The sequence below is a fragment of the Pseudomonas syringae group sp. 26L6 genome (assembly GCF_032587815.1).
Taxonomy (GTDB): domain Bacteria; phylum Pseudomonadota; class Gammaproteobacteria; order Pseudomonadales; family Pseudomonadaceae; genus Aquipseudomonas; species Aquipseudomonas amygdali.
In genome coordinates, this window is record NZ_JAWHPJ010000001.1 from 121,886 (window position 1) to 143,670 (window position 21,785).

At 61.1% G+C, this 21,785-nt stretch carries 15 protein-coding genes; 11 read left to right on the top strand and 4 right to left on the bottom strand.

Annotated elements, in window-relative coordinates; genetic code table 11:
- Window positions 1-2: 2 nt before the first annotated feature.
- Window positions 3-905: an energy transducer TonB gene (locus tag RYA97_RS00560; protein WP_016982509.1), complete on the bottom strand. Its 903-nt coding sequence runs from the start codon at window positions 903-905 to the stop codon at window positions 3-5.
- Window positions 906-1,061: 156 nt separating this feature from the next.
- A complete protein-coding gene (gshB, locus tag RYA97_RS00565) occupies window positions 1,062-2,021 on the bottom strand; it encodes a glutathione synthase (RefSeq protein WP_117140117.1) in 960 nt (319 codons plus the stop codon).
- Window positions 2,022-2,265: 244 nt separating this feature from the next.
- Between gshB and pilG the strand changes: the two genes are divergently transcribed.
- The 6 genes from pilG to RYA97_RS00595 are packed head-to-tail and all read left to right on the top strand — an operon-like array spanning window position 2,266 to window position 12,204.
- The gene (gene pilG / locus RYA97_RS00570; RefSeq protein WP_002551738.1) at window positions 2,266-2,676 is read left to right on the top strand and encodes a twitching motility response regulator PilG; all 411 of its coding nucleotides are present in this window, start codon (window positions 2,266-2,268) and stop codon (window positions 2,674-2,676) included.
- A 46-nt stretch (window positions 2,677-2,722) separates the two neighbouring features.
- On the top strand, window positions 2,723-3,088 hold the full coding sequence (pilH, locus tag RYA97_RS00575) for a twitching motility response regulator PilH (protein WP_002551739.1): 366 nt from the start codon (window positions 2,723-2,725) through the stop codon (window positions 3,086-3,088).
- Between the two features lie 14 nt (window positions 3,089-3,102).
- Window positions 3,103-3,642 carry a chemotaxis protein CheW gene (locus RYA97_RS00580; RefSeq protein WP_002551740.1) on the top strand — a complete coding sequence of 180 codons (540 nt, stop codon included), beginning with the start codon at window positions 3,103-3,105 and terminating at the stop codon, window positions 3,640-3,642.
- A gap of 48 nt (window positions 3,643-3,690) precedes the next feature.
- Window positions 3,691-5,733 (top strand): methyl-accepting chemotaxis protein, encoded by a 2,043-nt coding sequence (locus tag RYA97_RS00585; RefSeq protein ID WP_002551741.1) that lies wholly within the window; start codon window positions 3,691-3,693, stop codon window positions 5,731-5,733.
- A 47-nt stretch (window positions 5,734-5,780) separates the two neighbouring features.
- Window positions 5,781-11,741 carry an Hpt domain-containing protein gene (locus tag RYA97_RS00590; protein WP_316891669.1) on the top strand — a complete coding sequence of 1,987 codons (5,961 nt, stop codon included), beginning with the start codon at window positions 5,781-5,783 and terminating at the stop codon, window positions 11,739-11,741.
- Complete coding sequence (locus RYA97_RS00595) at window positions 11,734-12,204, top strand: chemotaxis protein CheW (protein WP_002551743.1); 471 nt, start codon at window positions 11,734-11,736, stop codon at window positions 12,202-12,204. The genes RYA97_RS00590 and RYA97_RS00595 overlap by 8 nt, the downstream gene beginning before the upstream one ends.
- Before the next feature lie 897 nt (window positions 12,205-13,101).
- Here the strand turns inward: RYA97_RS00595 and selO are convergent.
- Entirely contained in the window at window positions 13,102-14,565 is a 1,464-nt protein-coding gene (selO, locus tag RYA97_RS00600; protein WP_316891670.1) for a protein adenylyltransferase SelO, read from the bottom strand.
- A gap of 138 nt (window positions 14,566-14,703) precedes the next feature.
- Window positions 14,704-15,369: a GntR family transcriptional regulator gene (locus tag RYA97_RS00605; protein WP_316891672.1), complete on the bottom strand. Its 666-nt coding sequence runs from the start codon at window positions 15,367-15,369 to the stop codon at window positions 14,704-14,706.
- 253 nt (window positions 15,370-15,622) lie between these two features.
- Between RYA97_RS00605 and RYA97_RS00610 the strand changes: the two genes are divergently transcribed.
- From RYA97_RS00610 to RYA97_RS00630, 5 genes are read left to right on the top strand one after another with little or no spacing between them, the layout of a single operon-like run.
- Window positions 15,623-16,855: an NRAMP family divalent metal transporter gene (locus tag RYA97_RS00610; RefSeq protein ID WP_002551747.1), complete on the top strand. Its 1,233-nt coding sequence runs from the start codon at window positions 15,623-15,625 to the stop codon at window positions 16,853-16,855.
- Between the two features lie 15 nt (window positions 16,856-16,870).
- Complete coding sequence (locus RYA97_RS00615) at window positions 16,871-17,635, top strand: LamB/YcsF family protein (RefSeq protein WP_117140122.1); 765 nt, start codon at window positions 16,871-16,873, stop codon at window positions 17,633-17,635.
- 2 nt (window positions 17,636-17,637) lie between these two features.
- Window positions 17,638-18,435 carry a putative hydro-lyase gene (locus tag RYA97_RS00620; protein WP_316891675.1) on the top strand — a complete coding sequence of 266 codons (798 nt, stop codon included), beginning with the start codon at window positions 17,638-17,640 and terminating at the stop codon, window positions 18,433-18,435.
- Between the two features lie 9 nt (window positions 18,436-18,444).
- Complete coding sequence (locus tag RYA97_RS00625; protein WP_316891677.1) at window positions 18,445-20,049, top strand: 5-oxoprolinase/urea amidolyase family protein; 1,605 nt, start codon at window positions 18,445-18,447, stop codon at window positions 20,047-20,049.
- Window positions 20,046-21,779 carry an acetyl/propionyl/methylcrotonyl-CoA carboxylase subunit alpha gene (locus RYA97_RS00630; protein WP_316891679.1) on the top strand — a complete coding sequence of 578 codons (1,734 nt, stop codon included), beginning with the start codon at window positions 20,046-20,048 and terminating at the stop codon, window positions 21,777-21,779. Before RYA97_RS00625 ends, RYA97_RS00630 begins: the two co-directional genes overlap by 4 nt.
- Window positions 21,780-21,785: the final 6 nt, after the last annotated feature.

Sequence of the window (21,785 nt, forward strand, 5' to 3'; positions counted from 1 at the left end):
ATTCAATTACTCGACAGCTTGTCGCCGCGTGCAAATTTCCAGGTGCGGATGATCTCCAGCCTGTCGATGTCGGCCAGATCGCCGGTGAACGGCGCAAAAGGTGCCGCCAGACGCACGATTCGTTGTGCTGCCTGATCCAGCAAAGGTTGCCCTGATGATTCAAGCACCAGCACTTCATACAACGAGCCGTCGCGATTGATTGACACAAGAAGTCGCAAATTGCCGTAGATCTGCTTGCGTCGCGCTTCTTCAGGATAGTTCAGGTTTCCGACCCGCTCGACCTTCTTGCGCCAGTCGTCCTTGTACCAGGCACCTTTGTCGCGCATGGTCGAGGCCGCATTGAGGCGGTGGATCTTCGGGCGCTTGGCATAAAGCTGCTGCTCGGTCGACAGTTCGGCTTCCAGGCTGGCAATTTCATTGCTCAGCTCCGAGCTGTCAAAGGTCGGTGCGGCCTTGGTGGTTGGCTCGGGCTTGACTTCATCGCGCTTGGCGACGGTTTTCTGCTGGCTGGGCGCAGTGGTCGCGACGGCAGTCTTTGGCGCTTCCTGCTTGACCACCGGCTTGCTGGCCGGAGGCGGGGTGACCTTGTTGACCTTGGTGTCCTGATACGGCGCCAGCTCGGTGGTCTTGAGCGTTTCGGCCTTGTCCAGCGTGCCACTGCCCTGCTGATCGTCCTGTGCCAGGAAATCCGCCTGTTTAGGCTTTTCTTCACTTTTGAACGTAGCGAGGGTGATTTCCAGGGTCTGCGAGATCTGCTCCGGCTTTACATAGGTGAAACCCACGCCAAGGATCACCGCGAGGTGGATCAGCGCCGCGATCATCATGGTGAAGCCCAGGCGATCGGCAGGACGCACACCCACATTGGCGAGTTCGAGGGGAAGGTCGTTTCTGGCCATGGATGTCATTGGCGGTTCAGCATCTCGTCAGCCTGCATGTCAAAATCCGTGTCGTGTTACAGGTGGCGCATGATAACGCAATGTACGGCGAAGCTCTGTTGCGGATCAGACGAAGGGACGCCGCGGCGCACGGTTTGAACCGTGGCCAGCGGCGTCAGTCGTTGATCAGCCCTTGCGCGCCTGCAACTTCTTCTCGATCGCGTCCATCAGCAGCCCACCAATATTGGTGCCGAAGGCGTTGTCGATTTCGCGGATGCAGGTCGGGCTGGTGACATTGATTTCGGTCAGGTGCTCACCGATCACATCGAGGCCGACGAACAACAGGCCTTTTTCGCGCAGGGTGGGGCCGATCTGCTCGGCGATCCAGCGGTCCTTGTCGCTCAGCGGACGGGCTTCGCCACGCCCGCCTGCGGCCAGGTTGCCACGTGTTTCACCTGCGGCAGGGATGCGCGCCAGGCAATACGGGACTGGTTCGCCATCGACCATCAGGATGCGCTTGTCGCCGTCCTTGATGGCGGGCAGGTAGCCCTGCGCCATGATTTGCTGTGTGCCATGAGCGGTCAGGGTTTCAAGGATCACCGACAGGTTCGGATCGCCCGCCCGATGGCGGAAGATCGACGCGCCGCCCATGCCGTCCAACGGCTTGAGGATGACGTCGCCGTGCTTTTCGGCGAATTCGCGAATGATGTCGGCGCGGCGGCTGACCAGAGTCGGCGGGGCGCATTGGGGGAACAGCGTGGCGAACAGCTTCTCGTTGCAGTCACGCAGGCTCTGCGGCTTGTTGACGACCAGCACGCCAGCGCGCTCGGCCTGCTCCAGCAGGTAGGTGGCGTAGACGAATTCCATGTCGAACGGCGGGTCCTTGCGCATCAGGATCACGTCCAGGTCGTCGAGACCTGCGTCGACTTCGGCTTCGAACTCGAACCATTTGGCCGGATCGGCAAACACCTTGAGCGGCTTCATGCGCGCGCGGGCCTGGCCGGCGTTCTGATACAGGTCTTTCTGTTCCATATAGAACAGTGACCAACCGCGTTCCTGGGCGGCAAGCAGCATGGCCAGCGAGCTGTCCTTTTTATAGGAAATGCGCTCAATGGGGTCCATGACAATCCCTAGGCGAACGCTCATGGGCAATATCCTCTGATCGGTAAGGGCCGCAACGGCCGTAAAATTGGCATCAGGGTGGCGTTCCGTTTGCTCCGGGTCAAGGGGCAGGCCCGCCACGGTGCGCTTTATGGATTGAGTCTGGAGAGTATGCTAAAAAGGCTCGGCATCCGGTTTTCGATCCTTGGGGATCAATGAAGCGATACCGTCAGGCTCCCAGTGCCTCGCAGAATGCGCAAAAATTCGCTGCGGCGATGGAAGAGCAGCTATGGAACAACACGCCTCCGCCTTGAAAGTCATGGTCATCGATGACTCGAAGACCATTCGCCGCACCGCCGAAACACTGCTTAAAAACGCAGGTTGTGAAGTCATCACTGCGATAGACGGTTTCGACGCGCTGGCCAAGATTGCCGATAACCACCCACGAATCATATTCGTAGATATCATGATGCCGCGTCTGGACGGTTATCAGACGTGTGCGCTGATCAAGAACAACCGCGCATTCAAGTCCACGCCGGTCATCATGCTGTCCTCCAAGGACGGTCTGTTCGACAAGGCCAAGGGGCGGATTGTCGGTTCCGATCAGTTTTTGACAAAGCCTTTCAGCAAGGAAGAACTGCTCAGCGCGATCAAGGCTCATGTGCCGGGCTTCGTCGCAGCAGAACAACACATATCATGACGCCCGCGCCCGATGTGGCACGCTCGTAACCTGACGGGGAATACCCATGGCTCGAATATTGATCGTCGATGACTCGCCGACTGAAATGTACAAACTCACCGGCATGCTGGAAAAGCACGGTCATGAAGTGCTTAAGGCCGAAAATGGCGCTGATGGCGTGGCTCTGGCCCGTCAGGAAAAACCCGATGCAGTGCTGATGGACATCGTCATGCCCGGGCTCAACGGCTTTCAGGCCACGCGTCAGCTGACCAAGGATGCCGACACCAACATGATCCCGGTGATCATGATCACCACCAAGGATCAGGAGACCGACAAGGTCTGGGGCAAACGCCAGGGCGCGCGGGATTACCTGACCAAACCGGTGGATGAAGAAACCCTGATGAAAACCCTGAATGCGGTGCTGGCCGGCTGATTGCCGGAATCGCCATGGCCGAGCCACGTACTGCCTTTGAACTGCTTCTTGATATGGATCGACGCTGTCGTTCGCTGGCGGCGGGCCTGCCGCTGCAGGAAGCTCATCAGCAGGATTGGGTCGGCATCGGTTTCCGGATGGGTGAGCAGCGCTTCGTGGCACCTATCGGCGAAATCGCCGAAATCCTTCACGAGCCTCATCATGCAGTGATGCCGGGCGTGAAGTTCTGGGTGGCGGGTATCGCCAATCTGCGCGGCCGACTGTTGCCACTCATGGATTTATGCGGGTTTTTCGGCCACGAACTGACCCCCGCGCGCAAACAGCGCCGGGTGCTGGTTGTCGAGCACAACGATGTGTTCGCCGGTCTGCTGGTCGATGAGGTGTTCGGCATGCAACGTTTCAGTCAGTTGAGCCTCATACCCCAGACATCACAAGACATCGATCAAGGTATCGCGCCGTTCTTGCGCGGGCAGTTCATTCGCGAGCAGGCGTGGCAGATATTCAGTCCGTGGGCGCTGGTGCAGTCTGCAGACTTCATGGACCTGGCATCTTAGGCTCTGGTTTGTTTTGTTTCACAATTGATCCAGGCGGGGGCCTGATTAATGAGTAATACAGGCAGATCAAGGGAAGGCGCGCGCAGCCGGACGCAGATTATTCTGCTGTTTGTCGCGCTTATCGTTTTCATCATGTTGCTGTTCGCCAACTTCGCCTATCTCAACACTCAATCGAACTACGACAAACAGTACATCGGGCATGCTGGTGAGCTACGTGTGTTATCCCAGCGCATCGCGAAAAACGCCACCGAAGCGGCCGCCGGTAAAACCCAGGCGTTCAAGCTGCTGGCCGATGCGCGCAACGATTTCGACGTGCGCTGGGGCTACCTGAGAAAAGGCGATCCGGCCACCGGGCTGCCTGCGGCTCCTGATCTGATACGCGACGAATTGCGCACCGTTCAGCGCGACTGGGAAGGGCTGCGCAAAAGTACCGATGTGATTCTGGCCAGCGAACAGACGGTTTTGTCGCTGCATCAGGTGGCTGCGACACTGGCCGAAACCATCCCGCAATTGCAGGCCGAATACGAAAAAGTCGTGGAAAGCCTTCTGCAAAGCCGTGCGCCGGCTGCGCAGGTGGTGGTTGCGCAGCGTCAGGCGCTGCTCGCAGAACGAATCCTCGGCTCGGTCAATACCGTGCTGGCCGGTGACGAAACAGCGGTGCAGGCAGCCGATGCGTTTGGCCGCGACGCCAGCCAGTTCGGTCGTGTGCTCAACGGCATGCTGGAGGGCAACGCCACGCTGCGAATCTCCCAGGTCGAAGACCGCGATGCCCGTGCACGGTTGGCGGAAATTGCCGAGCTGTTCGAGTTTGTGTCCGGCTCGGTGGACGAGATTCTTGAAACCTCGCCCGAGCTGTATCAGGTGCGTGAGGCGTCCGGAAACATTTTCAACACCTCACAGACCCTGCTGGATGAAACCTCGGTACTCACCAACAGCCTGGAAAACATGGCCAAGCGCCGTACTGTGAATACCATCGGTGGCTATGTACTGGGCTTGCTGGCGCTGATGTCGATCATCCTTATCGGTCTGGTCATGGTCCGCGAGACCAACCGCCAGTTGCGCGAAACCGCACAGAAGAGCGAGCGTAACCAGACCGCGATCATGCGTTTGCTGGACGAGATCGAGAACCTCGCTGACGGTGATCTGACGGTGACGGCCTCGGTGACCGAAGATTTCACCGGCGCGATTGCCGATTCCATCAATTATTCCATCGACCAGTTGCGCGAGCTGGTGGTGACCATCAACCTGACGGCCGAACAGGTTGCTGCTGCCGTTACCGAAACTCAGGCCACGGCCATGCAGTTGTCTGCCGCCTCCGAGCATCAGGCGCTGCAGATCAGCGCGGCTTCGACGGCAATCAACGACATGGCAGCGTCCATCGATCAGGTGTCGACCAATGCATCGGAATCCTCGGCGGTGGCAGAGCGCTCCGTAGCGATTGCCAACAAGGGCAACGAGGTCGTACACAACACCATCCACGGCATGGACAACATTCGCGAACAGATTCAGGACACGTCCAAGCGTATTAAGCGCCTGGGTGAGTCTTCTCAGGAAATCGGCGATATTGTCAGTCTGATCGACGACATTGCCGATCAGACCAATATTCTGGCCCTCAACGCGGCCATTCAGGCTTCGATGGCCGGTGATGCCGGACGTGGCTTTGCCGTGGTGGCTGACGAAGTACAGCGGCTGGCCGAGCGCTCGTCGTCTGCCACCAAGCAGATCGAAACGCTGGTGCGGGCCATTCAGAACGACACCAACGAGGCGGTCATCTCCATGGAGCAGACCACCAGCGAGGTGGTACGCGGCGCACGACTGGCGCAGGACGCCGGGGTGGCGCTGGGGGAAATCGAAGGGGTTTCCCGAGTGCTGGCCGAACTGATCGAAAGTATCACCGATGCCGCTCACCAGCAGGCCGAGTCGGCCGGTCAGATTTCACAGATCATGACTGTCATTCAGCAGACCACCTCGCAGACCACCTCGGGCACCTCGGCCACGGCCGAAAGCATCGGCAATCTGGCAAAAATGGCCAGCGAAATGCGTCGTTCGGTATCGGGTTTTGCCCTGCCGTCATCGAAGAAAGCCGGATGATGTACAACCAATGAACAACCTTGATTGGGTAACAGGCGGTACTCGTCATGGCTGATCGTCACGATTACGTGGCCCTTGAATGGCTTAAGGGCGAAATCGCCGAAACGCTGCGCCAGGCCCGTAACGAGCTGGATGCCTTCATTGAAGACCCGGCCAACAGCGCGGCGATGGCCGAATGTCTGAACCTGGTGCATCAGGTTCACGGCAGCCTGCAGATGATCGAGTTTTACGGCGCGGCGTTGCTGGCCGAGGAAATCGAGCAACTGGCGCTGGCGGTCCAGCAGAACCGTGTCAGCCATCCGGCGGAGTCCGAGCAACTGCTGATACAGGCTATGAGTCAGTTGCCGGTTTATCTGGAGCGTATCCACTCCGCGCGCCGCGACCTGCCGTTGGTGGTGTTGCCGTTGCTCAATGACCTGCGCAGTGCGCGGGGCGAAAGTCTGCTCTCGGAAACCAGCCTGTTCGCCCCGCAACTGGTCGTCGTTCCTGCGCTCGATGACCAGGAACTGGCGCGGCGCAATACCCCTGAATTGCCCAACCTGCTGCGCAAGCTGCGTCAGACCTTGCAGGCGGCGCTGGCGGGCCTGATGCGCGAGCAGGGTGTTCAGACCCAGCTCGGTTACATGGCCAAGGTGTTTGCCCGGCTGGAGCAGTTATGCGAGGACGCGCCGCTCGGTCCGCTCTGGCGAATCGCCTCGGCGCTGGTCGAAACCATGCTCAACGGTAACTTCACCAACAGCCCGGCCCTGCGCAGCCTGCTGAAGGATGCCGACAAGGAACTCAAGCGGCTGGCCGAGCAGGGCGTGACCGGCATCAATCAGCCGGCCCCCGAAGAGCTGCTGAAAAGCCTGCTGTTCTACATCGCCAAGTCCGACAGCCTGGCACCGAAGATGCTCGACCTCAAAGACCAGTACGCGCTGGCCGATGCCTTGCCCGGCAACGATGTGGTCAACGAAGAACGCGCACGCATGGCCGGACCGGACCGCGACGCCATGCGCTCGGTAATCGTAGCCCTGTGCGAAGGGCTGGTCCGGGTCAAGGAACGGCTTGACGTGTTCGTGCGCGGTGACCGCCAGCATGTCAGTGAGCTCAACGCGCTGCTGCCGCCGCTGCGGCAGATCGCCGATACCCTGGCGGTGCTTGGCTTCGGTCAGCCGCGCAAGGTGATCATCGATCAGCTTTCTGTCGTTCTGGGGCTGGCGCAGGGGCAGCGCGAGCCCAGCGACGGCGCGCTGATGGATGTCGCGGGCGCCTTGCTCTACGTCGAATCGACCCTCGCGGGCATGGCCGGGAGCAACGAACAGACCAGCCGTGAAGAAAGCCGCCTGCCGACCACTGACCTGACGCAAATTCATCAACTGGTGATTCGCGAAGCCCGCACGGTGTTGCAGCAGGCCAAGGACGTGATCCTCGATTACATCGACGGTGAGTGGGACCGCCAGCGGCTCGACCCGCTTTGCGCGCTGATCGTGCAGGTTCGCGGTGCGCTGGCGATGATCCCGCTGGCCCGTGCTGCCAGCCTGCTGGCCGCCTGCAACGAATACATTCAGGAACACCTGCTGGTGGACGAAACCCGTCCCAGCTGGGTTCAGCTCGATTGCCTGGCCGATACAATTACTGGCATCGAGTATTACCTGGAGCGCATGCTCGAAGACCATGAAGCGCCGGGTGATCAGGTCCTCGACATGGCCCAGCAAAGCCTGGCGCGGCTGGGCTATACGCCCGCTGCCGACACCCTTGAAGTGCCGCTGCTGGAAGAAATCATCACCCAGGATGAGTTGCTGGAACTGGATGATCGCAAGGCGCTGGTCAGCCCTGCGCAAACCATTGCCCAGGTTCTCGCCAGCCCGGTGTCGGCAGTCAATCCGCCTGCCCGCAACGTACCCACCAGCCTGTTGCCGCCCTCGGCAGACGAAGAGGCGGTGGACGACGAGTTGCGCGAAGTCTTTCTGGAAGAGGCCGACGAGGTGCTCGACGCATTGCGCGAGTATCTGCCGCGCTGGTTTGCCTCACTGGGCAGCGGCGGCCATTGGGACAGCACCGCACTGACCGAAGTGCGCCGGGCGTTTCATACCCTCAAGGGCAGCGGCCGGATGGTGCGTGCGCTGATTCTCAGCGAACTGGCCTGGTCGGTGGAGAACCTGCTCAACCGGGTGCTGGAAGGCGATGTGCTGGCGGGTCTTGAAGTTCAGCAATTGATGAGCGAAGTGCTGACGCTGCTGCCGTCGGTGATTCGCGATTTCGCCGAGGATGCGCAGCGCCAGCGTAACGATGTCGACCTGCTGGCGGGCCGTGCCCATGCGCTGGCCAATGGACTTGAGCTGCCGGCACTGCCCGCAACCGGTGAATCTGTGCCGGTCGAAGCGCTTGATCCGCAATTGCTGGAAATTTTCCGTCAGGAAGCGCTAGGGCATCTGAATACCCTGGGTCGCTTCCTCGACAACGCCGAACAATCGGCATCGCCTTCAATCAGCGACGCAGTGCTGCGTGCGCTGCACACCCTCAAAGGCAGCGCGCACATGGCCGGTGTGTTGCCGATTGCCGAGCTGGCCAGCCCGCTCGACCAGTTGGTGCGCGAATACAAAGCCAACCTTATCGACATCGGCGCGCCCGAACTCGCCCTGCTGCGCAGCGCAGAACCGTTGTTGCACAGCGGGCTCAAGCAACTCGACACAACCCCGCTGGCAGCCATTGCGGGTGCTGCGGAGCTGATCGAAGCGGCCCTGGCGCTACTCAACGAGCGGCTCACTGTGGTGCTGCGCGAGTCGGACAGTGGCCTGCGGATCAAGCGTAATCCCACGCTGCTTGCCGGCTTTCTGGCCGAAGGCATGGATATCGTACTGGACGCGGAAAACCTGTTGCGGCGCTGGCGTCAGCACCCGGGCGAACGTCAGGAGCTGAGCGCGTTGCTCGATGAACTGACTACGCTGGGGCATGGCGCGCATCTGGCCGATCTGCCGCAGGTCGATGAGCTCTGCGAAGCCTTGCTCGACCTATACGGGGCGGTCGAGGAAAGCAGCCTGGCGGTCAGCGAACGCTTTTTCGATGCAGCAGAGAGCGCCCACGAAGCGTTGATCAATATGCTTGATCAGGTGGCTGCCGGTCAGGACGTCGAACCACGTCCCGAGTGCGTGCGAGCCTTGAACCAGTTGCTGGATCAGGCGCTGGACCCTTCGGCGACCGGTCTGGTCAAGAGCGATGGCCATCGGACCCTGAGCGTTACCGAACTCAACGCGGCCACCGAGCAATTGGCCAGTGAGGCTGAGCATGCTGAAACTGCTGGCCCTGACGACGAGATCGTCGAGATATTTCTGGAAGAAGCTGTCGATATCCTCGACAGCGCCGGTCAGGCATTACAGCGCTGGCTGGCTGATCCGGAAAACTCCGCGCCGCTGGCCTCACTGCAGCGCGACCTGCACACCCTCAAGGGCGGCGCGCGGATGGCCGAGGTGGCCGAGGTGGGCGACCTTGCCCACGAACTGGAAAACCTCTACGAAGGCTTGATCGACCGGCGCTTCAACCATTCGCCAGCGCTGGCCGAACTGCTGCACGAGAGTCATGACCATCTGGCGATTCTGCTGGAGCAGTTGTATCGGCAGGAAGCGCTCAGTGATCCCTCGGCCTTGATCGAAGCGCTGGGCCGCTGTCGTACGCTCGAGAGCTCTGGGTCTGATGTGCAGGCACCGCCAGCGGCCAGCGAAGATCTTCCCGAACATGACACCGAGCTGCGTGAAGTCTTCCTTGAGGAGGGTTTCGATATCATCGAAAGCTCGGGCGCTGCGCTGGCCCGCTGGCAGGCCGATCCGCACAACCTGCTGGAAGTCGAAAACCTGTTGCGCGACCTGCACACCCTCAAGGGCGGCGCGCGGATGGTCGAAATCGCCCCGATAGGCGATCTGGCCCACGAGCTGGAAACGCTTTATGAAGGGCTTTCTGCCGGCAACCTGCAGCCTGCGCCATTGACGATCAGCCTGTTGCAGAGCGGTCACGATGTGCTGGCCGATATGCTCGACGCAGTGCGTAACGAAAAGCCGCTGCCTGATGCCTCGCTGCTGATTGAAAGCATCCGCAGACTGGCCAGCGATGAACCGGTGGGCGAGCCGGTGGTTGCGCAAGCCTTTGAAACCGGTCCTGAATCGGTGGTGGCCGTCGCGCCTGCTGCTGACGGCGAGGTCGAGCGCAGTGGGCCGGAAATGGTCAAGGTGCCCGCCGAGCAACTGGAAGACCTGGTCAACCTGGCCGGTGAAACATCTATTTTCCGTGGGCGGATCGAACAGCAGATTCTGGATTCGCAGGTCGCGCTGCTGGAAGTTGAAACCACTATCGAGCGGATGCGCGATCAATTGCGTCGCCTGGATATGGAAACCCAAGGCCGTATTCTCAGTCGCGAGCAGGTTCAGGCCGAGCGGCTGGGTTATGAGGAATTCGACCCGCTGGAAATGGACCGTCATTCGCAGTTGCAACAGTTGTCGCGTGCGCTTTTCGAGTCTGCCTCCGACCTGATGGACCTCAAGGAAACCCTCGGTGCGCGGGCCCGCGACGCTGAAACGCTGCTGTCGCAACAGGCCAGGGTCAACACCCAGTTGCAGGAAGGCCTGATGCGTACGCGCATGGTGCCGTTCGAACGCCTGGTGCCGCGTTTGCGTCGCGTGGTGCGCCAGGTTGCCTCGGAACTGCACAAGAAGGTCCATTTCGAGGTCGGCAATGCCGACGGTGAAATGGATCGCAATGTGCTTGAAAGGATGGTCGCGCCGCTGGAACACATGCTGCGCAACGCTGTTGATCATGGCCTGGAAAGCACTGAAAAACGCATCGCTGCCGGTAAGCCGGAGCAGGGCCATATCAGCCTTGAGCTGATGTACGAAGGCGGCGATATGGTGATCGAGTTGAGCGATGACGGCTCGGGTGTCGACCTGGCGGCCGTGCGCCGCAAGGCCATCAAACGCGGCATGATCCATCCGGATGCCGATCTGTCCGACCATGAGGTTTTGCCGTTCATTCTGCAGGCGGGGTTTTCCACCAGCGAGATCATCACCCAGATTTCCGGACGTGGCGTCGGCATGGATGTGGTGCATGCCGAGGTCAAACAACTGGGCGGCTCGATGGTCATCGACTCGGTGCCTGGCAAGGGCACGCGCTTCCGTATTCGCCTGCCGATTTCGGTTTCGGTCAACCGTGCGCTGATGGTGACCTGCGGCGAAGAGCAATATGCCGTGCCGCTCAATACCGTCGATGGCATCGTGCGCGTCATGGCCAACGAGCTCGATGGCTATTACCAGACCAGCCCGCCGCGTTATCAATACGGCGGACGCAGCTACGAGCTGCGTTATCTGGGCGAGTTGCTGGGCAGCAGTCCACCCAGGCTTGCCGGGCAATTGCAGCCGCTGCCTGTATTGCTGGTGCATTTGCAGGATCAGTGGGTGGCGGTGCAGGTCGATGCGCTGGCAGGTTCACGCGAAATTGTGGTCAAGAGCCTTGGTACGCAGTTCTCAAGGGTGCAGGGCATTTCCGGTGCGACCATTCTGGGTGATGGGCGTGTGGTCCTGATTCTCGACTTGATGGCGCAGATTCGTACCTTGCAGGGCTTGCCTTTCAGAGGGTTGGCGCCTGTCTACCACGAAGCCGAGCACGCCAGGCCGTTGCTGGTGATGGTGGTGGACGATTCGGTGACGGTACGCAAAGTCACCAGCCGGTTGCTTGAGCGCCACGGCATGCATGTGCTGACCGCCAAGGACGGGATTGACGCTATGACCCTGTTGCAGGAGCACACGCCTGACATCATGCTGCTGGATATCGAAATGCCGCGCATGGACGGCTTTGAAGTAGCCAGCCAGATCCGCCAGGACGAACAGCTCAAGGAACTGCCCATCATCATGATCACTTCCCGCTCGGGCCAGAAGCACCGGGATCGGGCCATGGCGGTGGGCGTCAACGAGTACCTGAGCAAGCCTTATCAGGAAACCGTGTTGCTGGAGAGTATTGCTTACTGGAGTCAGGTGCATGTCTGAAGGTACGTTCCAGACCAGTCGCCTGACCAGCCTGACCGGCCTGCTGCTGCCGTTGAGTGACCGGCATTTGCTGCTGCCCAACGTCGCGGTCGCCGAGTTGATCGACTACCAGGACTGCAGCGCGGAGCCGGGCGCTCCCGAGTGGTATCTGGGACCGATCAGCTGGCGCGAGCTGACCTTGCCGTTGCTCAGTTTCGAAGCCGCCTGCGGAGGCCGCACCCGCGTGGGTGGCCGGGCCCGGATTGTAGTGCTCAATGCACTGGGCGGGCGTAACGACGTCAGGTTCATCGCGTTGCTCACCCAAGGCATTCCGCGCTCGTGCAAAGTCGACAGCCAGTTGAGCTACGTCGACGTCCCACTGGCCGAACTGGAGCTGGCTGCCGTACAGATCGGCGAAACCGTGGCGCGCATCCCCGACCTGGAAGGGCTGGAGCAGTGGCTGGTGGATGCAGGGCTGTCATAGGTAAAGAGGACGCAGAGCGTCCAGAGCGGCATGCGACGCGGAGCGTCGCACGATAGTTGAGATTATCGTTCCGCACGCTCCAGCGTGGGAATGCCGTTCGTGACGCTCCGCGTCACAGATCTGTGCCGCACCGCACATTCCGGATCGGACGCGGAGCGTCCAGAACGGCATGCGACGCGGAGCGTCGCACGATAGTTACAGGGTTATCGTTCCTCACGCTCCAGCGTGGGAATGCCGTGCGTGACGCTCCGCGTCACAGATCTGTGCCGCGCCGCACATTCCGGATAGGACGCGGAGCGTCCAGAACGGCATGCGACGCGGACCGCCGCACGATAGTTACAGGGTTATCGTTCCGCACGCTCCAGCGTGGGAATGCCGGGTGTGACGCTCCGCGTCACAAATCTGCGCCGCACCGCACAGTCAGGATCGGACGCAGAGCGTCCATAACTGCATGCGACGCGGACCGCCGCACGATAGTTACAGGATTATCGTTCCTCACGCTCCAGCGTGGGAATGCCGTGCGTGACGCTCCGCGTCACAGATCTGCGCCGCACCGCACATTCCGGATAGGACGCGGAGCGTCCAGAACTGCATGCGACGCGGAGCGCCGTACGGTAGTTACAGGATTATCGTTCCTCACGCTCCAGCGTGGGAATGCCGTGCGTGACGCTCCGCATCACAGATCTGTGCCGCACCGCACATTCCGGATAGGACGCGGAGCGTCCAGAACGGCATGCGACGCGGACCGCCGCACGATAGTTACAGGATTATCGTTCCGCACGCTCCAGCATGGGAATGCCGTGCGTGACGCTCCGCGTCACAGATCTATGTCGCGCCGCACACTCAAGGCAGGACGCAGAGCACGCTGAGCATGGGCACGATAGGGGACCAAAAGCTTCACGACGAACAGCTGATTTCCAGATGCTTGCCCCAGTCCGGTGGTCGCTGGGCGTAGCCTTCCATTCCGGGTTGTTCTGTGAAGGGCGTGCAGAGCACTTGGTGCAGGCGGCGGACTTCTGCATAGTCACCTTTTTCCGCTGCGGCGATAGCGTTCTGGGCCAGGTAGTTGCGCAGGATGTAAAGCGGATTGACCGCGTGCATGCGGGTTTGACGCTCTTGCTCGGTGCCTTTGCCCTCGCCGGCAATACGCGCCAGATACGCTTCTGCCCAGCCATCGAAGCCCTTGATGTCGACAAAGTCGTCGCGCAATGTGCGCAGCGCTTCTACGGCGGGCTGATCGCCCAGGCGACGGAAAAACAGGGTGTAATCCACGCCGCTGTTCTGCATCAGCTTCAGCAATTGGCTGACCAGTTGTTCGTCCTGATCTTCGGCAATGGTCAGGCCCAGTCGACGACGCATTAGGTCCAGGTAGTGCGCTTGATAAAGCGGCAGGAACAAGCCGATGGTCTCGCGTAACGCTTCCACGCTGATGAACGGCGTCAGCGCCTGCGCCAGTGCGCTTAGGTTCCATTGCGCGATAGGCACCTGATTGCTGAAGGAGTAGCGACCTTCGTGATCGGAATGGTTGCAGATGAAGTGCTCATCGAAATCGTCCAGAAACGCGAACGGTCCGAAATCGAAGGTAATGCCCAGAATCGACATGTTGTCGGTGTTCATCACGCCATGACAGAAGCCGTAGGCCTGCCACTTGGCAATCAGCTCGGCGTTACGCTCGACGATTTCCCGGAACATCGCCAGATACGGCTCAGGCTGCTCCTGGCAGAGCGGGTAATGCATCGTCAGCACATGCTCGGCGAGGGTCTTCAACTGCTCTGGCTGTTTGGTGTAGAAGAAGTATTCAAGACTGCCGAAGCGCACATGGCTCTGCGCCAGACGCAGCACCATCGCTGCGTGTTCCTGGGTTTCGCGCCATACCGGCGTGCTGGAGCTGACTACGCACCCTGCACGGCTGCTGGGGATACCCAGCGCGTGCAACGCTTCGGAAGCCAGAAACTCGCGGATCGACGAACGCAGCACGGCGCGCCCGTCACCCATCCGCGAGTACGGCGTGCGGCCCGCGCCCTTGAGGTGCAGGTCCCAGTGTTCGCCAGCGTCGTTATACACCTCGCCCAGCAACAGCCCGCGGCCGTCGCCCAGGCGCGGGTTGTAGGAACCAAACTGGTGGCCGGAATAAACCATCGCTCGCGGCTCGGCTTCTGACCACAGCTTGTGGCCGCTGAATATCTCCGCTAACAGCGGCAGATCGGCTTGTTCAGGGGCCAGGTCCAGCAGCGCCAGCGCGGATTCGCTGGCAACCACAAGCCGTGGCGCATCGATGGGCTCAGGCAGCACGGAAGTTGAGAACGCATCGCCCAGTCGGGCAAAGCGGTTGTCGAAAGTGAGTTCGTCGAGTGCTTTCAAAGCGTATCGCCTCCAGAGGGGAATTTCAGGCTTTCAACGAAGCGGCGGCCTTCCTGGCTCGTCGGGCGTGTTGCAACGGTCAGAACCCGTAGACCGGGTCCTTGGGTGGTAGTTCTGGTGATCGGGGCTGCGCCCGGACTATCGGTTCCGGCTTCGCTCGAAGGCGGCCAGAATCGTTCGTTCCGATTGCACCAGATAATCCTCGAGCATGCGCGTCGCCTCATCGGTCTTGCCCGCGTCAAGGCGCCCGAGAACCGCTGCATTCATGTCCAGATAGGGTGAATGCAGAAGCTCCGGGTCGTTGAGCAGCCCGAAGGCCAGGCGCAACTCTGCTGATATCTGCGCATAAAACGCCGCCAGTCGCGGGCTGTCGGACAGCTCGACGATGGCCTTGTGAAACATCATGTTGGCGGTGCCCACGGCAATCCAGTCCTTGGCCTCACGCGCCTGCACGCCGGCCTGGACCGCATTGCGCATGTGCAGCACACCGGGATGCTGTGGATAAGCCTGGGCAATCGCCCTGCATTCGATAAAGCGCCGGATGCGATAAATATCGATGATCGAAGCCATGTCAGGCTTGGCCACAGTCACGCCGCGGTTGGGTTCATGAGTGAGCAAACCCTCGCGGGTCAGAATTCTGAAAGCTTCTCTCAAGGTATTGCGGGAAATCTGCAGGCTTTCGGCCAGCGCCGCTTCCGAAAGGCGTTGACCGGGAACCAGCTCACCCTCGACCAGCATTCTGCGAAGCTCTGTGGTGATGGATTCTCCAAGCGTACGAGGGAGGAGAGAGGCAGCGTCGTTCATAAAGGGTCCGGATAAGGAAAAGCCGAGTCGATATTCCACGACAGCTCATTGGCTGGCAAGGACGAAGGCCATCCGATGCTTCATCAGGTAGCACACTTGAGTTCAAGCGTAACAATATGGTGCGCATTGTTGATCCATAACATATGGATTGTTCAACAATATTATCTTTATGTATCTACAACTTGGCGCTGTTTAATGCCCTTTGGCATGCTCATTGCTCTGGCAGGTTACCTCTCATCTCAGGAATGCCGCCGTGACACAGACTGCCAATGAGTTCACCAAGGCGCGTCGCGCCTCATTGATCGCCGCGATCTTCATGATGGCGACCTCTGCCATCGGCCCAGGATTTCTGACCCAGACAGCCACTTTCACCGCGACCCTGGGGGCGGCGTTTGCCTTCGGCATTCTGGCGTCGATCCTGATCGACTTCGTGGTGCAGTTGAATGTCTGGCGCATCGTAACGCTGACCAGAATGCGCGCGGCCGATCTGGCCAACGCAGCGATCCCGGGCAGTGGTTATCTGCTCGCGGTACTGGTCATCTTCGGCGGCCTGGTGTTCAGTCTGGGCAACATCGCCGGTGCGGGCCTGGGCTTGAATGCGTTGACCGGTCTTGATCCCAAATGGGGGGGCGCCTTGAGCGCGCTGATCGCCATCGCGATTTTCTCATCCCACCGCGCCGGCATTGCCATGGACCGCATCATGATGGTGCTGGGCACCCTGAAGGTCTGCCTGATCCTCTTCGCCGCCTTTGCCTCGCACCCGCCGCTGGGCGAGGCTCTGCGCCAGACGATCCTGCCGGACATGGTCGATTTCGCGGCCATCACCACCATCGTCGGCGGCACGGTCGGTGGCTATATCACTTACGCCGGTGCTCACCGCTTGCTGGATCGCGGCACCGTCGGGGTCGAGAACATCGATGTAGTGTCCAAGGCGGCGCTGACCGGTATTCTGGTCACCGGGGTTGTCCGTTACATACTGTTTCTGGCAATCCTCGGCGTGGTCGCCAGCGGCGTTGTCATCGATGTATCCGGCCAGGGCGCAAACCCTGCGGCCCAGGCGTTCACCGCTGCCGCTGGCAACTTCGGCCTGATCATGTTCGGCCTGGTGCTCTGGGCGGCCGGCATCAGCAGCGTGATCGGCGCGTCCTATACTTCGATGTCGTTCATCACGGTATTTTCCAAACGCATCACCGAGCGCGTGCGCAACCTTGCCACGGTCGGCTTTATCCTGATCACCGTGGTCGTATACGTCATGTGGGGCAAACCACCGGCTGCGCTGCTGGTGTTTGCCGGTGGCTTCAACGGCTTGATTCTGCCACTGGGCCTGAGCATTTTCATGTACGTCGGCTGGCGTCGGTCCGACATGATGGACGGCTACCACTACCCGCGCTGGCTATTGGTGCTGGGCGTGCTGACCTGTCTGCTGTCGTGGTACATGGCGTTCAAATCGGCGGGAGCCATCTTTGCCTTCATCAATGCAGCCTGATTTCGGAGAATAAAAATGCCTGCAATAGACCTCAACAGTGATCTCGGTGAAAGCTTCGGCGCCTGGAGCATGGGCGACGACGAGGCGATTCTCGATGTGGTCAGCAGTGCCAACGTGGCCTGCGGTTTTCATGCTGGCGATCCGGCCGGCATCCTGCGTACCCTTGAGGCCGCTGCGGCCCGCGGCGTGGCCATTGGTGCGCATGTGGCTTACCCGGACCTCGTCGGGTTTGGCCGCCGCAACATGGATATCCCGAGCGACCAACTGACCGCCGACGTCATTTACCAGATCGGCGCGCTTCAGGGGCTGGCGCGCAGCGCTGGTACCAACGTGACATACGTCAAACCCCACGGCGCGCTGTACAACACCATCGCTGGCGATCAGCGCCAGGCAGCGGCGGTCATTCAGGCGCTGCTGCGCATCGACCCTGCGCTGAAGCTGGTGTGTCTGGCTAATTCCCCGCTGCTCGGCTGGGCGCGGGAAGCCGGACTGGCGTGCGTCGCCGAAGCGTTCGCCGACCGCGCCTATACCGCTGAAGGCACGCTGGTCTCGCGCTCGCGGCCCGGTGCCGTGCTGCACGATGCCGAACGGATCGCCGAACGCATGTTGCGCCTGGTGCGCGACGGGGTTATCGAGACTGAAGATGGCCGCGAAATCAGCCTGCAAGCCGATTCTATCTGCGTACACGGCGACAGCCCGGGCGCGGTGAACATCGCCCGCATCCTGAAAGACCGTTTGCACGACGCAGGCGTTACCGTCCGCGCATTCAATAGGGGCTGATCATGAACAACACCTTGCAACACGCCCGTCAGGCGGCTATCGACGCACGTGCCCGCTATCGACAAGGGTTTGTCTCGCCTACCGCAGGTCAGGCTCCCGGTCTGACCCAGTGCAACATGATCACGCTGCCGCGCGACTGGGCCTATGACTTTCTGCTGTTCGCCCAGCGCAACCCGCAAGCCTGTCCGGTGCTGGATGTGACCGAGCCCGGCAGTTACACCACGTTGCTGGCCGAGCAGGCCGACCTGCGCACCGACTTGCCGTTGTATCGGGTCTGGCGTGATGGGCAACTGGCTGAAGAAGTCAGCGACGCCAGCGAAATCTGGGCGCAGCACGGCGATCTGGTCAGTTTTCTGATCGGCTGCAGCTTCACCTTCGAAACCGACCTGATGAACGCTGGGATCGACGTGCGCCATATCAGCGAAGGCTGCAACGTACCGATGTACCGCAGCAATCGTGTCTGTCGACCTGCCGGGCGCTTGCAGGGAAACTTGGTGGTTTCTATGCGGCCCATCGCTGCCGACCGGGTTGCCGAGGCAGCGCGGATCACCGGGCGCTACCCCGGCGTGCACGGCGCCCCGGTGCATGTCGGCGAACCTGAGCTGCTTGGCATCAAGGACTTGGCGCATCCGGACTTCGGCGATGCAGTGAGCATCAAGCCCGGCGAGATTCCTGTGTTCTGGGCCTGCGGCGTGACCCCGCAGGCGGTTGTCATGGCGTCTCGTGTGCCGTTCGCGATTTCCCATGCGCCGGGGCACATGTTCATTACCGATATTCCGGACAGCTACTACCACGTATAGGAGAGGCTCATGCGTTTCTACCCGGCCAACCTGGACGCGCTCCTGGTTGAACTGTCGAACCTGGACGAGACTCTGGCCCTGTTCGAATCGTTACAGCAGATGCCCATTTTCGGCGTGGAGGAAATCGTTCCGGCGGCCCGGACGCTGCTGGTGCATTTTCGTCCGTCTGGCATCAGTTTCGAAGCGCTGGCGGCGCAGATTGCCTCGCGTGACATTCGCGGCAGCGCTCGCGAGCCCGGCAAGCTGATTGAAATACCCGTGCATTACAACGGTGAAGACCTGGCTGATGTGGCCCGCGAGCTGGACATCAGCGTTGACGAAGTGATCAAGCGCCACACCGGTAGCGACTACAACGTTGCCTTCTGTGGCTTTGCGCCCGGTTTTGCCTACCTCAGCGGCGGTGCCGGCTTTGTCGTGCCGCGGCGCAGCACACCGCGTACGCGCATTCCGGCTGGTGCAGTGGCGTTGGCCGGTGGTTTCAGCGGCATTTATCCACAGGCCAGCCCCGGTGGCTGGCAGATCATCGGCGTGACTCACTCAAAAATGTGGGATCTGGGCCGCGACGAGCCAGCCTTGCTTCAGCCTGGCTATCGCGTGCGCTTTCAAGACGCCGGTCCGCTGCCCGTGACCAGCGTTTCGGTTGCTGCGCCCGTTCGTCAGCAGGCGTCGACAATCACCGAAGACTATCTGCAAGTCGTTACGCCGGGTTTGCAAACCCTGTTTCAGGACCTGGGTCGTCCTGGTCGGGCAGGGCAGGGTGTTTCCGCATCGGGTGCACTGGATCGCGGCGCATTGCGTGCGGCCAATCGCGCAGTAGGCAACGAGCCGGGCACTGCTTGTCTGGAGATTCTCATGGGTGGCCTGACGTTTACCTGTCAGGGCCAGGCCGTGGTAGCGGTTACCGGTGCTCAGGCGCCTGTCGAGGTGCTGACGACTGATGGCCAACGCATGCAGCCGCCGCTTTACGCGCCGTTTTCGTTGCAGAGCGGCGATCAGGTGAGCATCGGTTCGCCCACCGCAGGCTTGCGCAGTTATCTGGCCGTGCGCGGCGGTTTTGTCCACGAGCCGGTGCTGGGTAGTCTGTCCACCGACACGCTGGCCCAGGTGGGGCCCGCAGCGCTGGCGGCGGATGACCGGCTGGGCTTCAGGCGCAGAACCGGTGGTGCTGCGGTGTCGACTGGCGAACAACCGGCCTTCGATATGCCGCGTAATGATCAGGTCATTACCCTGGATGTGGTCATGGGGCCGCGCAGCGACTGGTTCACCGCCGAGGCGCAGGCGTTGCTTGCGCAGCAGACCTGGCTGGTCACACCGCAATCCAACCGGATCGGTATCCGCCTGGCAGGCGAGCAGTCGCTTGCGCGCGCCGTCAGTGGCGAACTGCCCAGCGAGGGCACCACGGTCGGTGCCATTCAGGTGCCGCCCAGTGGCCAGCCGGTACTGTTTCTGGCGGACCACCCGTTGACGGGCGGTTACCCGGTCATCGGCGCAGTCGCTACCTATCACCTGGACAAGGCCGGGCAGATTCCGGTCAATGCTCGCATTCGTTTCAACCCGCTGAGCGCCTTCGAACCAGTGCGCTCCGCCACTTCAGACGAGACCAATAACAGATGAAAAAGGTTCTGATTGCCAACCGTGGCGAAATTGCCGTGCGTATTGCCCGCGCCTGCCGTGACTATGGGGTTGCCTCGGTGGCCGTGTATGCCGATGCCGATATCGACGCGCTGCATGTGCGTCAGGCCGATGAAGCCTATGGGCTGCAAGGTGAGCGCCCCACCGACACCTATCTGAACATCGAAAAGCTGCTGGCAGTCGCTGCTCGTGCCGGTGCCGACGCGGTTCACCCAGGTTATGGCTTCCTCTCGGAACGCGCCGACTTTGCCCGCGCCGTAATCGACGCCGGCCTGACCTGGATCGGCCCGGACCCTGCAACCATCGACGCGCTGGGCGACAAGGTGCAAGCCCGGCGCATCGCTTTGAAAGTCGGTGCGCCGCTGGTAGCTGGCACTGAAAACCCGGTGAAAGATGCTTCTGAAGTGCTTGCGTTCGCCGAGCAGTACGGCCTGCCGATTGCCATCAAGGCGGCATTTGGCGGCGGTGGTCGCGGCCTGAAAGTCGCTTGGAAGCTCGATGAAGTCAGCGAGCTGTACGAGTCTGCGGTGCGTGAAGCGGTGACCGCGTTCGGTCGTGGCGAGTGCTTCGTCGAACGCTTTCTGGATCGCCCACGGCACATTGAAGCGCAGATCATCGCCGACCGGCATGGCCGGGTGGTTGTGGTCGGCACCCGGGATTGCTCGTTGCAGCGTCGCAACCAGAAGCTGATCGAGGAAGCCCCGGCCCCTTACCTGACCGACGAGCTGCGCCAGCGCATTCACGAGTCGGCCCGCGCGGTCTGTGCCGAAGCGGGCTATGTCGGTGCCGGTACGGTGGAATTCCTGCTCAGTGGCGACGGCACCCTGTCATTCCTGGAGGTCAACACACGCTTGCAGGTGGAACACCCGGTGACTGAAGAAACCAGCGGTGTGGATCTGGTCATCGAACAATTGCGCGTGGCCGACGGCCTGCCGCTGTCGTTCGACGGTACGCCTGTACCGCGCGGCCACAGCTTTGAATTCCGCATCAACGCCGAAGATGCAGGCAACGGCTTCCTGCCGACCCCGGGCACCATCGACGTGTTTCAGCCACCGTCCGGACCGGGCGTGCGGCTGGACACCGGCGTGACAGAAGGCTCGCGAGTGTCAGCGAACTTCGATTCGATGATCGCCAAACTGATCGTCACCGGCGCAACCCGCGAACAGGCCATCAGCCGCGCCCGCCGTGCGTTGGCCGAGTTCAAGGTGGAAGGCGTGGCCACCGTGCTGCCGTTCCATCGGGCGGTCATGGACCATGATGACTTCACGGCGTCCAATACCTTTGCCGTCCACACCCGCTGGATCGAAACCGACTTCGCCGAACACGTCACCCTCGCACCGCGCAGCGCTGCGCCAGTTGATGCAGGCGTGCTGCGCACCTTCGTCGAAATCGACGGAAAACGCCACGAACTGGGCCTGCCTACTGCGCTGCTGGCCGGCATGAGCCTGAACGCTGCCGCACCGGCTGACGCCAGCCAGCCAGCTGCCGACGCCCCTGACCCGCACGCAGTACTGACGCCGGTCGCGGGCAACCTGCATGCCTGGGCGGTTGAGGACGGAGCGACGGTAGAAAAGGGGCAGGTGATCGCGATCATGGAGGCGATGAAGATGGAAACATCGATACTGGCGCCGTGTGCCGGAACCGTGCAGATCAGCAAGGAGCCTGGCGGGTATCTGGAGGCGAAGGTGGTGATTGGTCGGGTTGAGGCCTGATTTCAT